Raw genomic sequence first — 12,608 nt, 5'->3', positions numbered from 1 at the left:
GAAAAAATCCTTTCCCAAAAAATTAAATAGTATGGTAAATGAAATACTTACAAAAATCCGTAGCAAACGTCTTGAAAAGAATTACTCTCAAACCTACCTCGCCTCAAGATTAAAAATTTCACAAAGTTATTACGCCAAAATCGAAAACGGGATTACAAAACTCACCGTCGACGAACTTATTGAAATCTCAGAAATCCTTAACATCGACTTATCAGAGCTTTTCAGTCAAAAAACAACTTCTATACAAAACAGTTCAATTAATTAATAACCATAAATTTTAAAACCATGGCAACAACAGCGCTACGCCTTTACAAAGCAAAAGATGTCGATATGCTCATCGCATTATCAACCATTATCGAATCAGCAATTGCTAACAAAGCATTTCTCCAAACCAAACGTTCCACTTGGGCAGACCCCTTTTTTGAAGACCTCCAAACCGAAATCAATCAAACAATTCAAAACCACCTTGGGCTTGATAATGCTAAAAATTTACGTCAGGCAACACAAGTTGTAATAGGCATACAAGCCAATGCAATCCGTGATTTAGCCGAAGTAAAAGTGCAACTTATAGAGGACTTCAAAGACAATCCAACACTACAAACCGAAATTCAAAACCAGTTAGGGTTTACTACCTATCACAAAGGAGCACAAAAAGGCGACCAAGATGCACTTATCAATCTACTTTTTCAATTCAAAACAAATCTCACAACACCGTTAAGAACACAAATTGAAGCCAAAGGAACACCAGCCACAATCTTAAATGCAATAACTAACTATGCCGATATATTAAAAGATGCAAACATCACACAAGAGGGTACAAAGGGAGTTCGAAAAGAAACAACTGCCGAAGCCATCAACCAGTTCAACTCTATATACGACAAAGTGATTAGCGTATCCAAAATTTCAGCTAAATTCTACAAAGGCAACACTACCTTACAAGAACAATTCAGTTTCACTAACGTAGTCAAAAAAATCAACGCTCACAAGAACAACACGCCATCGCCAACTCCTTAATTTTTATTTTCTACTTCAGACCCCTCTTCTTTGGAGAGGATTGGGTTGAGATAAAATCGGAAAATTCAATAGATATAATCCAAAATACAACCTCAACACTCCTAAGCTTCACAGAGCTATTTCTAAACATAAAAGCAACCAAGAGAAATTAAAAAGTAACCTCAGAAAAAACCTTAATAACAATTAGAAATAACATGGTGATATAAGGAAATTTCACCGAGATATTCTGAAGATAAAAAATAACATAGGGAAGAAGTACAGAAATCGACGGAAGGTTAAAAGTAATCGGCGGAAGCCCAGTAAAACAAGTACAAACAAAAAAACCGTCCCGATACATCGGGACGGTTTTTAATTTATTCTATAACAACATTTTTCTTTTTGTCGTAGAAATGATATTCTAAATACGTGTAAGCGTCACGCGGTATGATTTTCACCCATTTTTTATGTTCAAAAAACCATTTTGAACGTAATGATGGAAAACCTTTACTGAGGTATGCAGCCACAAATGGATGTACATTGAGTACTACATCCTTGTGGGTTTTTAAAATTCTTTCGAGATCGGAAGCAATTTTATCAATGATTACAATGGGAGCTTCAATTTCGCCATTTTCATTGTTAGGATCTTCTTCTCTAGTTTTTATATTTACTTCTGGTCTTACTCTTTGTCTTGTAATCTGGACTAACCCAAATTTACTTGGCGGTAAGATCTTATGCTTGGCTTTATCATCACTCATCTCATCTCTGAGAAAATCAAACAGAACTTTTCTGTTTTCTGGATTTTGCATGTCAATAAAATCAATAACTATGATGCCTCCCATATCTCGCAGTCGCAATTGTCTGGCGATTTCGGCTGCGGCAATCATATTGACTTCCATGGCAGTATCTTCTTGGTTGGATGCTTTATTAGAACGGTTACCGCTGTTTACGTCTATAACGTGCAACGCTTCGGTATGCTCAATAATAAGGTAAGCCCCTTTACTCATGGAAACTGTTTTCCCAAATGAAGTTTTGATTTGTCTCTCTATATTGTATTTCTCAAAAATTGGAGTGTCTTTAGATTGATAAAACCTAACTATTTTTTGTTTTTCAGGAGCTATTTCTGATAAATAGTCCTTGGTTTCGTTGTACAACTCTTCGTCATCTATATGAATACCGCTAAAGGTATCATTAAAAACGTCTCTTAATATAGAAGAGGCTCTATTGAGTTCTCCTAATACTTTTGACGGATGATGAGCAGTTGGTAATTTTTTACACATTGCAGTCCATCTGTCTAACAGGTTCTGCAAATCTTTTTCTATTTCGGCTGTATTTTTGCCTTTGGCTACTGTACGAACAATAACACCAAATCCTTTTGGTTTGATAGCTTGTACAAGTTTCTTTAGTCGTTCTTTTTCACCTTTTTCTTCTATTTTTTGAGAAACAGAAACGCGGTCTGAGAACGGAACTAGAACTATAAAACGTCCGGCAAGGGAAAGCTCTGAGCTAATTCTTGGTCCTTTGGTTGATATTGGTTCTTTGACAACTTGTACTAAAATAGATTGATTGGCACTAAGCACACTAGCAACGGTGCCATCTTTATCAATCTCTTTTTCAAACTGAAAGTTTTTTAGGGAGAAATCTTTTAATTTACCTGCGCTTACAAGTTTTATGAATTTCAGTTGGGAAGCAAGATTAGGACCCAAATCGTGATAATGTAAAAAGGCATCTTTCTCGAAGCCTACATTTACAAAAGCAGCATTGAGTCCAGCTACAGGTTTCCGTATTTTAGCAATAAAAATATCGCCTACTTGGAATTTGCTGGTTTCTCGTTCTTTGTGTAATTCAATTAGTTTTCCATCTTTTAATAAGGCAAAATCTACTGCTTCGGAACTAGATCGGATGATTAATTCTTTATTCACGCTGTACATTTTTATCCGAACTTTTAGTTTCAGGTTTAAAGTTTAAAGTTTCAGGTTTTTGTAGCTACAAAAACTTCTAACTTCTAACTTCCAACTTCTAACTTCGGTTAGGATGGATTAAACAATATTTTAACAGGTAGTGTACCCGGGGAAAACTAGCTGGTAGTTTGCAGTTGTGAGTGGTCAGCAAAACTGAACACTAAATACTGAACACTGATTACTAATTTTCAATTTCAATGAACTTTAAAAAAAGAAAAAGTAGTTTTAGACTACTTTTTCTTTTTGTGACGGTTAGCTCTCGCTCTTTTTTTACGTTTGTGAGTAGCTACCTTATGTCTTTTTCTCTTTTTACCACTTGGCATAGTTGGTGATTTTGTGATTAATAAATATTTTTATTTTGCTTCGTTATTCGTTTTTACACCTTCAACAAAAACTTTTGCTGGTTTGAATGCAGGAATATTGTGTGCAGGAATTTTAATTGTGGTATTTTTAGAAATATTTCTACCTGTTTTTTCTGCTCTAGTCTTGATGATAAAACTACCAAAACCTCTCAAGTAAACGTTGTCTCCAGTTTCAAGAGAAGATTTTACCTCTTCCATAAAAGATTCTACTGTTGCTTGAACGTCACCTTTTTCAAGACCTAATTTTTCTGAAATTTTCGCTACGATATCTGCTTTCGTCATTTTCTTTCGTATTTATATTGAATGATATTTTTTTTGAGGTTGCAAATATATGAATTAAAAAAACAATTAATCAATCTAATTCATTAAAATTTAATTACATAAACACATACTTTTGTTAACCAATAAATATAAAGATGGATTTTGCTAACTCACTAACCGAGTGGTACATACAAAACAAACGTGATTTACCATGGAGAAACACGGTAAATCCCTACCTAATTTGGTTGTCAGAAATCATGTTACAACAAACTCGAGTTGCTCAAGGAATGCCTTATTTTTATTCGTTTACCAAGGCGTTTCCAACCGTTTTTGATTTGGCTAATGCTTCAGAAGAGCAAGTATTAAAATTATGGCAAGGTCTAGGATATTATTCAAGAGCTAGGAATTTACACAAAACAGCTCAGAAAATTGCTCATGAATACAACGGAATCTTTCCTGACAACTATGTTGATTTGCTTCAACTGAAAGGAATAGGTGAATATACTGCGGCGGCAATTGCTTCCTTTTCATACAACGAACCAGTTGCTGTTGTTGATGGAAATGTTTTTAGAGTGTTGTCGCGCTATTTTGATATTGAATCCGATATTTCAATGGCTTCTACTAAGAAAGAATTTACACAACTGTCATTTGAATTGATGCTTAAAAACAACCCTGCACTTTACAATCAAGCTATAATGGAGTTTGGAGCCCTACAATGCGTTCCTAAAAGTCCCAATTGTGAAATATGTGTTCTAAATTCAAGTTGTTTGGCCTTGAAAAAAAATAAGGTCAATCAGCTTCCTGTAAAATCAAAAAAACTAAAAGTAAAAAACCGATTCTTCAACTATTTAATTTTTTCCGATAAACAGCAAAACACAATAATACAAAAACGTTCAGATAAGGGTATTTGGCATAACTTATATGAATTTCCACTCATTGAATCCGATTCAGAACTCAATTTTGAAACTATTTTATCTGAAATTCAAAGCATAAATATCGTAACAAACCGCATTATTTCGGCATCAGAATTGACTCTAACAAGTCAACTTCACAAACTATCTCATCAACATTTATACATAAAATTTTGGAAGATTAACTTGGAAGGAGAAGTCATCAACGGCATAGATTATCAAACCCTTTTACAATTTCCATTTCCTATCATAATTTATAATTTTATAGAAAAAAACAGAAATATTTTCAAAATTTAGTACATTTGAATCATAAAGAAACAAAAATAATATGAGCGGTACATTAAACAAGGTAATGTTGATAGGCTATTTAGGTGATGAGGTAAAAATGCATTATTTTGATGGAGGAAATTGCATTGGCAGATTTCCATTGGCCACGAATGAAACTTATATTAATAAGACGACTAATGAAAAAATCACCTCTACAGAATGGCATAATTTAGTCGTTAGAAATAAGGCGGCTGAGATTTGTGAAAAATTTTTATCAAAAGGGGATAAAATATTTGTTGAAGGCAGAATAAAATCCCGTCAATGGCAAGCTGATGATGGTACTACAAAATACACCACTGAAATTCAAGTGACCGAATTTACATTTCTTACCACGAAAAAAGATACTGAAAATCAAAGACCTACAATCGAGCCAAAAAGTTCTAACTTTGAAGCTCCAACTAATCCATTACCAGAAAACGATTTACCGTTTTAATGTTTAACTAATCATTTTAAATTTGGACCCAGAGCCCAATTTTTTACTTTTATCCACTATTGATACAGAATCCATATTAGGATATATAGCACTATTTATTTTGCTATTTTGCTCCGCATTGGTTTCAGCAGCAGAGGTTGCCTATTTTTCTTTAACCACCAAAGATCTTGACGATTGCGCGCGCGAACATCCATCACAAGCTCATATCATCTCGAATCTACTTCAAAAACCAAAAAAACTACTTGCGACCTTGCTCGTGGCAAACAACTTTATCAATATTGGTGTCGTAATTTTGTTTTCATTTATTGGTAGAAATTTATTTACATCAATAGCTTCTCCACTATTAAAATTCATATTTGAGGTCATTGTAGTTACTTTCCTAATCTTATTGTTTGGAGAGGTTTTACCCAAAATATATGCTAGTAGAAACAACATAAAATTTGCACGTTTTTTTGCATATCCCCTTTCAATACTAGACAAACTGCTTTCGCCAATAAGTTTGCCTATGCGCTCCATAACTATTTATCTCCATGAAAAATTAGGCAATAAACAAAAATCAAATTTTTCTGTAGATCAATTGTCACAAGCCTTAGAATTAACCTCATCAGATGATACTTCTAACGAAGAACAAAAAATATTAGAGGGTATTGTATCCTTTGGAAATACCGACACCAAACAAGTTATGAGTCCCAGAATAGATATTTTTGCCATAGAAATTAATGAATCTTTTGAGGAAATTCTGCCAAAAATTACCGAAAAAGGATTTTCAAGAATTCCTGTTTATAAGGATAATATTGACCAGATTGAAGGTGTTTTATTTGTTAAAGATTTAATTCCACACATTCACAAAAAAACTTTCGATTGGAAAACACTTTTGAGAGCACCTTTTTTCGTGCCTGAAAACAAAAAATTGGATAATTTACTCAAAGATTTTCAAAGTATGAAAAGCCATTTGGCCATAGTTGTCGATGAATACGGAGGAACTTCAGGATTAGTTTCTCTAGAAGATATTATTGAAGAAATTGTAGGAGACATAAGTGACGAGTTTGATTCTGAAAATGTAAACTATTCTCAAATAGATGATAAAAACTTTATCTTTGAAGGCAAAATTAACTTAAAAGATTTCTATCGAATTATTGATGTTGACGAAGAACTTTTTGAAACTCAAAAAGGTGAAGCCGAGACTTTGGCAGGTTTCATACTAGAAATTTTAGGAAATTTTCCTAAGAAAGGTCAAAAAATGAACTTTGAAAATTGTCGTTTCACAATAGAATCCGTTGATAAAAAACGCATCAAACAAATAAAAGTAACCCTTGAATAATCATAACATGCAAAGAATACTATCTCATTCCTTATTAATCATAGTATTGTTTTCTGCTTTGAGTTGTAAAGATGACGTTTTACCAAAACCTGAAGGACAACTGCGTTTGGATTACCCTGAAGCAGAGTATGCTCATTTCGAAAATAATTGCCCATTTACTTTCGATATGAATAAAGATGCCATAATTAAAGGTAAATCGGATTGTAACTTTACCATTGATTATCCAAAAATGAAAGCTACCATTTATCTAAGCTATAAACCGGTAAATAACAACATCAACCTTCTTTTGCGCGATGCTCAAAAACTCACCTATGAACACGTTATAAAAGCCGACGATATCCTGGAGCAACCTTTTTTGAATAAGAAAGACAGAGTTTACGGAATGTTTTATAGAGTTGATGGCAATGCTGCTACCAATGCTCAGTTTTATGCCACTGACAGCATCAAGCATTTTGTAGATTGTTCTGTTTATTTTTATGCTAAACCTAATTTTGATTCTATTTTACCTGCTGCCAGCTATGTTCGTGATGACATGCAAAGAATCATGGAAAGCTTGCACTGGAAATAAAAAAAGAGCTAATTAAAGCTCTTTTAAAAATTATCTGAATTTACATTGTTGATGCTTTCTTTTCGTCTTTTTCGCAATGTTTTTTCTTAGAACAACATCCTTTTTTCCCTTCTTTAGATTTTTTACCGTCAGCAGAGCAGGATTTCTTCTTGTCCTCATTCTTTTCTTTTTCCTGATCTTGCACCATTAACATCGCTTTGTTGCCTGAAGAAGTAACATTTGAAACCTTGTATGTTTTTCCATCTGCAGTTGCTTCAACTACCTTAACAATAGACTCAGGTGTTTGTTTTGATGCATCAAAGGAAACTTTTGCTACTTTCTTGTCAAAATCTACGGTCGCCTCTTGAACTCCGTCTAACTCTGCCAACTCTTTTTCAATTGTTTTGGCACAACCAATTGCACAAGTCATCCCTTCGATATTGAAACTGGTAGTTTCTAATTTTTCAGCTGCAATAGGATTTTTACTTTTTGATTCCTTCTCGATAGTTGCATCAGCCTTAGGTTCGCTGGCTGTTTGTTTACAACTTACAAAGAAAAATGCTGATAAAGAAATTGCTAGTAATGATTGGGTAAAATTCATATTTATTTATTTTTTAATAATGTTATAATAATGCCTTTGGAAGAATTTTTAGCAAAATTAAACAAAAAAAATAGTGCTAATTCATAAAATTATTACAAATTTGACATCTACTTTATGTTAATGAAATCTAATCAACTAAAATGGTTCTTTTTAATCCTACTTGCATTTATTTGGGGTAGTTCTTTCATATTGATAAAAAAAGGTTTGGTAGGATTGAGTGCTTATCAACTTGGTTCTCTAAGAATTGTATTTGCTGCTTTGTTCTTACTAATAATTGGATTTAAAACTTTACCTAAAATACCTTTAGGACAATGGAAATTTATTGTAATTACTTCCCTATTTGGTACTTTCATTCCCGCTTTTCTATTTTCGATAGCACAAAGAGAAATTGATAGTTCCGTGAGCGCGATTCTCAATTCCTTGACGCCACTAAATGCTTTACTATTGGGGATTTTAGTTTTTAAATTGGATTACAAACGGAATCAAATAGTTGGAGTTTGTATTGGATTAATGGGAAGCCTATTACTTGTATTCAATGGTGCGATACATCATCCTAATCAAAATTATTACTATGCCATTTTGATTTTCATTGCTTCGGTTTGTTATGCGATAAATGTAAATTTAATCAAGAAATATTTGTCAGACTTGAGTCCGCTAACTATAACGACAGGTAATTTCACGGTAATGTTACTTCCTGCTATATTGATATTATATACTTCGGGATTTTTTTCAGATATTCATATTGAAAAAGTACAACATTCCGTTGTGTTCATTTTGATTCTGGGTGTCATGGGCACAGGAATTGCGAATATTATTTTTTATAAACTAATACAAATCTCAACACCCATTTTTGCAACCTCAGTAACTTATCTAATTCCAATAATTGCCTTTTCTTGGGGAATGTTAGACAACGAAATGCTCACGGTCGTTCAACTTTTTGGAGCCACAATAATTTTATTTGGTGTTTACTTATCTAACATTAAATCATAAACTCATCAAACAAGATTCCCAGCATTGCTTTTTTGGTACACTATTTGAAAATAAATTTATACCTTTGTAGTATTATTAGTTTTTATGAAGAAAAATTACCTACATAGTATCGTTATCTTAGCGCTATGCTTTTTTACCTTAACCATTTCGGCTCAAGAAGGAAAGCAGCAACCTAAATCTCAAGATACTATTGAAGGGTTGAGTCTATATCCTAACCCCGTTAGTAACGGAAAAATATACATTACCTCAAAATCTTCGGCTAATAAGGATATTTCTATATTTGATGTCCTAGGTAAAAAAGTGCTGCAAGCAACACTCAATTCAAAAGAATTAAACATATCTAGCATTTCTCCAGGGGTTTATATTATCAAAATCAAGGAAGGTGAAGCTACTGCTACTCGAAAATTGATTATCAAATAAGCAACAAAAAACGTTTTCTTCTATTTTTTATACTTATTTTACGTTAATTTTTTATTTCAAAGAAAAATACTTCCTATATTTGTTGACTAATCTTTTTTTAAAAATTTAATTATGAAAAAACTTTACACTTTATCTTTTATTTTATTAGCTGCAGCAGGTTTTGCACAGAGTGTTGTTATAACAAGAGTAGTAGATGGTACTTTAGCTTCTGATGGATGTGCTGGAACAATTGGTACATCAAGTCCAAAAATTGTTGAGCTTTATGTTTCTGGAACTATTAATTTCACTAATTACAGAATTCAAACCGAATCAAATGGTGCTGCTGATGCAAGCGCAATTTCATGGAATTCAGGTTTAGATTTAACTCCACTAGGTTCTGTATCAGATACATTTGTTTACTTAATTGGCGGTGGAGCAACTACTTTTTCAGAAATGTATCCATCAATTACTTTACCAACTGGTTTAACCGCTGGAAATATTCCTAATGGAAATGGTAATGACGCATACAGAATAGCAATTTATGATGCTCCAACTGCAGGAAACTTAGTTTCAGTTGTAGACCAATTTGGAAATCCTTTAGATTTACCAGTAAATGATTATTCAGCTGCTTGGTGTTACCAAGATAGTTATGCAAGTCGTAAAAACGGAGTTGGTCCAAATGGAGGAACATTTGCCACTGACTCATTCACTTATGGGGGAAATGCAGCTTTTGTTGCACCAAACAATACTTGTGATTTTATAAAAACCGCAATTGGAATTGGAACTTTTTTATCTAATAATCAATTTAGTATTGCTGGGTTAAGAGTATACCCAAATCCAGTATCTAATGGTAATTTATTCATTACTTCAGATAGTAACTTATCTAAACAAGTTAGTGTATTCGATGTATTAGGAAAACAAGTAATAAAAACTACTGTTACAAATTTACCTGTTAACGTATCTTCTCTTAACTGTGGAGTATATGTTGTAAAAATTACTGAAGATGGTAAAACAGCAACAAGAAAATTAGTTATTAAATAATTTCTTCTAAATAAATAGGAAAAGCTCCAATGTAAATTGGGGCTTTTTTTATGCTAATTTAATTCAATTTCTAATGTTTATATTTGCAAATCAATTATAAATCTTTGATTACAACCTCAGACATATTTACAATCACTAATCAAAAGCAATTTGAAAAAATAGCATTAAAAGTGTTTCGCTTTCAATATGACTCTAATACAGTATATCGAGAATTCTGTGATTTATTACATGTTAAAAAACAAGAAGTTCAATCGCTACAACAAATTCCTTTTTTACCCATTCAATTTTTTAAAAGCCACAGAGTTGTTTCAAATGACAATCCAATTCAAGAGACATTCACAAGCAGTGGCACAACAGGAATGATTACTAGCAAGCATCACGTTACCGATGTTTCTTTATATGAAGAAAGTTATCGCAAAGGATTTTCTCAATTTTACGGGAACATAGAAGACTACACCATATTGGCATTGCTTCCATCCTATCTGGAACGGGAAGGTTCTTCATTAATTTATATGGTTAACGATTTAATCCAATTATCAAACAATCCTAATAGTGGATTCTACCTAAATCAATATGAAGAACTCATTAAAAAGTTAATTGATTTAGATAACTCAGGGCAAAATGTAATTTTAATAGGAGTTACTTATGCTCTTTTAAATTTAATTGAAGTTCAACAATTTCAATTAAAAAATACCATCATCATGGAAACTGGTGGTATGAAAGGAAAACGCAAAGAAATGATTCGAGAGGAATTACACACGATTCTTTGCAATGGTTTTGGTGTTTCAACCATACATTCGGAATATGGCATGACCGAATTATTATCACAAGCTTATTCCTTGGGAAATGGTGTTTTTGAGTGTCCACCATGGATGCAAATCTTGATTCGAGAAACCGAAGACGCTATGAGTTACATGGAAGATGGAAGAACTGGCGGTATCAATGTCATCGATTTGGCTAATATTAATTCCTGTTCTTTTATTGCTACGCAAGATTTAGGCAAAAAAAATCCCAATAACTCTTTTGAAGTTTTGGGACGTTTTGACAACAGTGATATTCGTGGTTGTAACTTGATGGTTATATAACCCGAATTACAAAATAGTTTTTCTTTCCGCTTTGTAACAATACAAACTGATTGTTAATTAAATCTTTAGTTGAAAGACTAAATTCTTCCGTCACTTTTTCTTTATTTATTGAAATAGAATTGGCTGACAAAGCGCGTCGAGCTTCCCCATTAGATTTAAAAAATCCTGTTTTTTCATTTAAAACAGATACAATATCAATTCTATTTTCAATATCGTTTCTTGAAATTTCAGCTTGTGGCACACCGTCAAAAACTTCTAAAAAAGTGGCTTCATCTAATTGTTTCAAATCATCTGAAGTAGCATTCCCAAACAAAATAGTAGAAGCTTGAATTGCCTTGTCTAAATCTGCTGCCGAATGGACAAAAGTAGTTACTTCTTCAGCTAATTTCTTTTGTAAAACTCTTAAATGAGGCGCTTCGTGATGAGTTGCAATCAATTTATCTATGGTTTCCTTATCTAAGAAAGTAAAGATTTTAATGTATTTCTCGGCATCTACATCGGTGGTGTTGAGCCAAAATTGATAAAACTTGTAAACCGATGTTTTGTCTGCCGTTAACCAAACATTTCCTCCTTCAGATTTTCCAAATTTAGAACCATCCGCTTTAGTAATCAATGGGCAAGTCATTGAATATGCCTTTGCTCCTTCAGGATTCATTCTTCGCACTAATTCAGTTCCTGTTGTAATATTCCCCCATTGATCAGAACCTCCCATTTGAAGTAAACAATTATAATGTTTATGCAAATGGTAAAAATCATATCCTTGAATTAACTGATACGTAAATTCCGTAAAAGACATTCCCTCGCCTTCGCCAGTGAGTCTTTTCTTTACAGAATCTTTAGCCATCATGTAGTTGACAGTAATGCGTTTTCCTACTTCTCGAGCAAAATCAATAAAGCTAAATGATTTCATCCAATCATAGTTGTTAACCAAAATTGGAGCATTCTTTTCTTTCGAATTAAAATCTAAAAAGTGAGATAACACTTTTTTTATTCCCGCCACATTATGATTCAAAGTAGCTTCATCGAGCAAATTTCTCTCATCAGATTTTCCCGAAGGATCACCAATCATACCTGTAGCTCCACCAACAAGTGCAATGGGTTTATGACCAAATTGTTGTAGATGAACTAAAAGAATTATCGGAACCAAACTACCAATATGTAAAGAGTCTGACGTTGGGTCAAAACCTATGTAGGTAACTGTCATTTCTTTAAGCAATTGCTCTTCCGTTCCTGGCATGATATCGTGAACCAATCCTCGCCATTGTAATTCTGCTATAATATTCTTCATTCTAAATAATCAATTTCGGCAAAGATAGTAATTTCAAAAGTCAATTTCAAATTCAAAAAAACTTCAAAAAGCAATGTAAATAGTAATGTTA

The 12,608-nt window shown here is 33.0% G+C and carries 14 protein-coding genes; 10 read left to right on the top strand and 4 right to left on the bottom strand.

What is annotated here, in order from left to right; genetic code table 11:
- Positions 1-31: 31 nt before the first annotated feature.
- The gene (locus AC23L6_RS01275; protein WP_487560484.1) at positions 32-265 is read left to right on the top strand and encodes a helix-turn-helix domain-containing protein; all 234 of its coding nucleotides are present in this window, start codon (positions 32-34) and stop codon (positions 263-265) included.
- Positions 266-285: 20 nt separating this feature from the next.
- A complete protein-coding gene (locus tag AC23L6_RS01270; RefSeq protein WP_487560483.1) occupies positions 286-1,014 on the top strand; it encodes a hypothetical protein in 729 nt (242 codons plus the stop codon).
- A 353-nt stretch (positions 1,015-1,367) separates the two neighbouring features.
- On the opposite strand, the gene AC23L6_RS01265 is transcribed toward AC23L6_RS01270, so the two are convergent.
- Both AC23L6_RS01265 and AC23L6_RS01260 read right to left on the bottom strand, forming a co-directional pair.
- On the bottom strand, positions 1,368-2,912 hold the full coding sequence (locus AC23L6_RS01265; RefSeq protein ID WP_487560482.1) for an Rne/Rng family ribonuclease: 1,545 nt from the start codon (positions 2,910-2,912) through the stop codon (positions 1,368-1,370).
- 392 nt (positions 2,913-3,304) lie between these two features.
- Positions 3,305-3,595, bottom strand: coding sequence for an HU family DNA-binding protein (locus tag AC23L6_RS01260; protein WP_487560481.1), 291 nt, complete (start codon positions 3,593-3,595; stop codon positions 3,305-3,307).
- A gap of 134 nt (positions 3,596-3,729) precedes the next feature.
- Between AC23L6_RS01260 and mutY the strand changes: the two genes are divergently transcribed.
- From mutY to gldD, 4 genes are read left to right on the top strand one after another with little or no spacing between them, the layout of a single operon-like run.
- The gene (gene mutY / locus AC23L6_RS01255; protein WP_487560480.1) at positions 3,730-4,782 is read left to right on the top strand and encodes an A/G-specific adenine glycosylase; all 1,053 of its coding nucleotides are present in this window, start codon (positions 3,730-3,732) and stop codon (positions 4,780-4,782) included.
- A 31-nt stretch (positions 4,783-4,813) separates the two neighbouring features.
- Complete coding sequence (locus AC23L6_RS01250) at positions 4,814-5,245, top strand: single-stranded DNA-binding protein (protein WP_487560478.1); 432 nt, start codon at positions 4,814-4,816, stop codon at positions 5,243-5,245.
- 22 nt (positions 5,246-5,267) lie between these two features.
- Positions 5,268-6,566 carry a gliding motility-associated protein GldE gene (locus AC23L6_RS01245; protein ID WP_487560476.1) on the top strand — a complete coding sequence of 433 codons (1,299 nt, stop codon included), beginning with the start codon at positions 5,268-5,270 and terminating at the stop codon, positions 6,564-6,566.
- 7 nt (positions 6,567-6,573) lie between these two features.
- A complete protein-coding gene (gldD, locus tag AC23L6_RS01240; RefSeq protein WP_487560475.1) occupies positions 6,574-7,134 on the top strand; it encodes a gliding motility lipoprotein GldD in 561 nt (186 codons plus the stop codon).
- 40 nt (positions 7,135-7,174) lie between these two features.
- On the opposite strand, the gene AC23L6_RS01235 is transcribed toward gldD, so the two are convergent.
- The gene (locus AC23L6_RS01235) at positions 7,175-7,714 is read right to left on the bottom strand and encodes a heavy-metal-associated domain-containing protein (protein ID WP_487560474.1); all 540 of its coding nucleotides are present in this window, start codon (positions 7,712-7,714) and stop codon (positions 7,175-7,177) included.
- 120 nt (positions 7,715-7,834) lie between these two features.
- Here AC23L6_RS01235 and AC23L6_RS01230 point away from each other — a divergent pair, with 120 nt between their 5' ends.
- The 4 genes from AC23L6_RS01230 to AC23L6_RS01215 all read left to right on the top strand — a co-directional run bounded on the left by AC23L6_RS01230 (position 7,835) and on the right by AC23L6_RS01215 (position 11,229).
- On the top strand, positions 7,835-8,704 hold the full coding sequence (locus AC23L6_RS01230; protein ID WP_487560473.1) for a DMT family transporter: 870 nt from the start codon (positions 7,835-7,837) through the stop codon (positions 8,702-8,704).
- Between the two features lie 84 nt (positions 8,705-8,788).
- The gene (locus AC23L6_RS01225; protein ID WP_487560472.1) at positions 8,789-9,124 is read left to right on the top strand and encodes a T9SS type A sorting domain-containing protein; all 336 of its coding nucleotides are present in this window, start codon (positions 8,789-8,791) and stop codon (positions 9,122-9,124) included.
- 111 nt (positions 9,125-9,235) lie between these two features.
- Positions 9,236-10,144, top strand: coding sequence for a T9SS type A sorting domain-containing protein (locus AC23L6_RS01220; protein WP_487560471.1), 909 nt, complete (start codon positions 9,236-9,238; stop codon positions 10,142-10,144).
- A 104-nt stretch (positions 10,145-10,248) separates the two neighbouring features.
- Positions 10,249-11,229, top strand: a complete 981-nt coding sequence (locus tag AC23L6_RS01215; RefSeq protein WP_487560470.1) for a LuxE/PaaK family acyltransferase — start codon at positions 10,249-10,251, stop codon at positions 11,227-11,229.
- On the opposite strand, the gene tyrS is transcribed toward AC23L6_RS01215, so the two are convergent.
- Positions 11,222-12,517, bottom strand: a complete 1,296-nt coding sequence (gene tyrS, locus AC23L6_RS01210; protein WP_487560469.1) for a tyrosine--tRNA ligase — start codon at positions 12,515-12,517, stop codon at positions 11,222-11,224. The two genes, AC23L6_RS01215 and tyrS, sit on opposite strands and share 8 nt — an antisense overlap.
- Positions 12,518-12,608: the final 91 nt, after the last annotated feature.

Source organism: Flavobacterium sp. R1_16 (genome assembly GCF_057652095.1).
Note: the sequence above shows the minus strand (reverse complement) of the source record. Positions and strands in the feature narration are given on the sequence as shown.

Bases quoted from the DNA above. Each gene is read 5' to 3' on its own strand.
- AC23L6_RS01235 (WP_487560474.1), bottom strand. From the start codon at position 7,714: ATGAATTTTACCCAATCATTACTAGCAATTTCTTTATCAGCATTTTTC.
- mutY (WP_487560480.1), top strand. From the start codon at position 3,730: ATGGATTTTGCTAACTCACTAACCGAGTGGTACATACAAAACAAACGT.
- AC23L6_RS01275 (WP_487560484.1), top strand. From the start codon at position 32: ATGGTAAATGAAATACTTACAAAAATCCGTAGCAAACGTCTTGAAAAG.
- gldD (WP_487560475.1), top strand. From the start codon at position 6,574: ATGCAAAGAATACTATCTCATTCCTTATTAATCATAGTATTGTTTTCT.
- AC23L6_RS01225 (WP_487560472.1), top strand. From the start codon at position 8,789: ATGAAGAAAAATTACCTACATAGTATCGTTATCTTAGCGCTATGCTTT.
- AC23L6_RS01250 (WP_487560478.1), top strand. From the start codon at position 4,814: ATGAGCGGTACATTAAACAAGGTAATGTTGATAGGCTATTTAGGTGAT.
- AC23L6_RS01260 (WP_487560481.1), bottom strand. From the start codon at position 3,595: ATGACGAAAGCAGATATCGTAGCGAAAATTTCAGAAAAATTAGGTCTT.
- AC23L6_RS01220 (WP_487560471.1), top strand. From the start codon at position 9,236: ATGAAAAAACTTTACACTTTATCTTTTATTTTATTAGCTGCAGCAGGT.
- AC23L6_RS01230 (WP_487560473.1), top strand. From the start codon at position 7,835: ATGAAATCTAATCAACTAAAATGGTTCTTTTTAATCCTACTTGCATTT.
- AC23L6_RS01270 (WP_487560483.1), top strand. From the start codon at position 286: ATGGCAACAACAGCGCTACGCCTTTACAAAGCAAAAGATGTCGATATG.
- tyrS (WP_487560469.1), bottom strand. From the start codon at position 12,517: ATGAAGAATATTATAGCAGAATTACAATGGCGAGGATTGGTTCACGAT.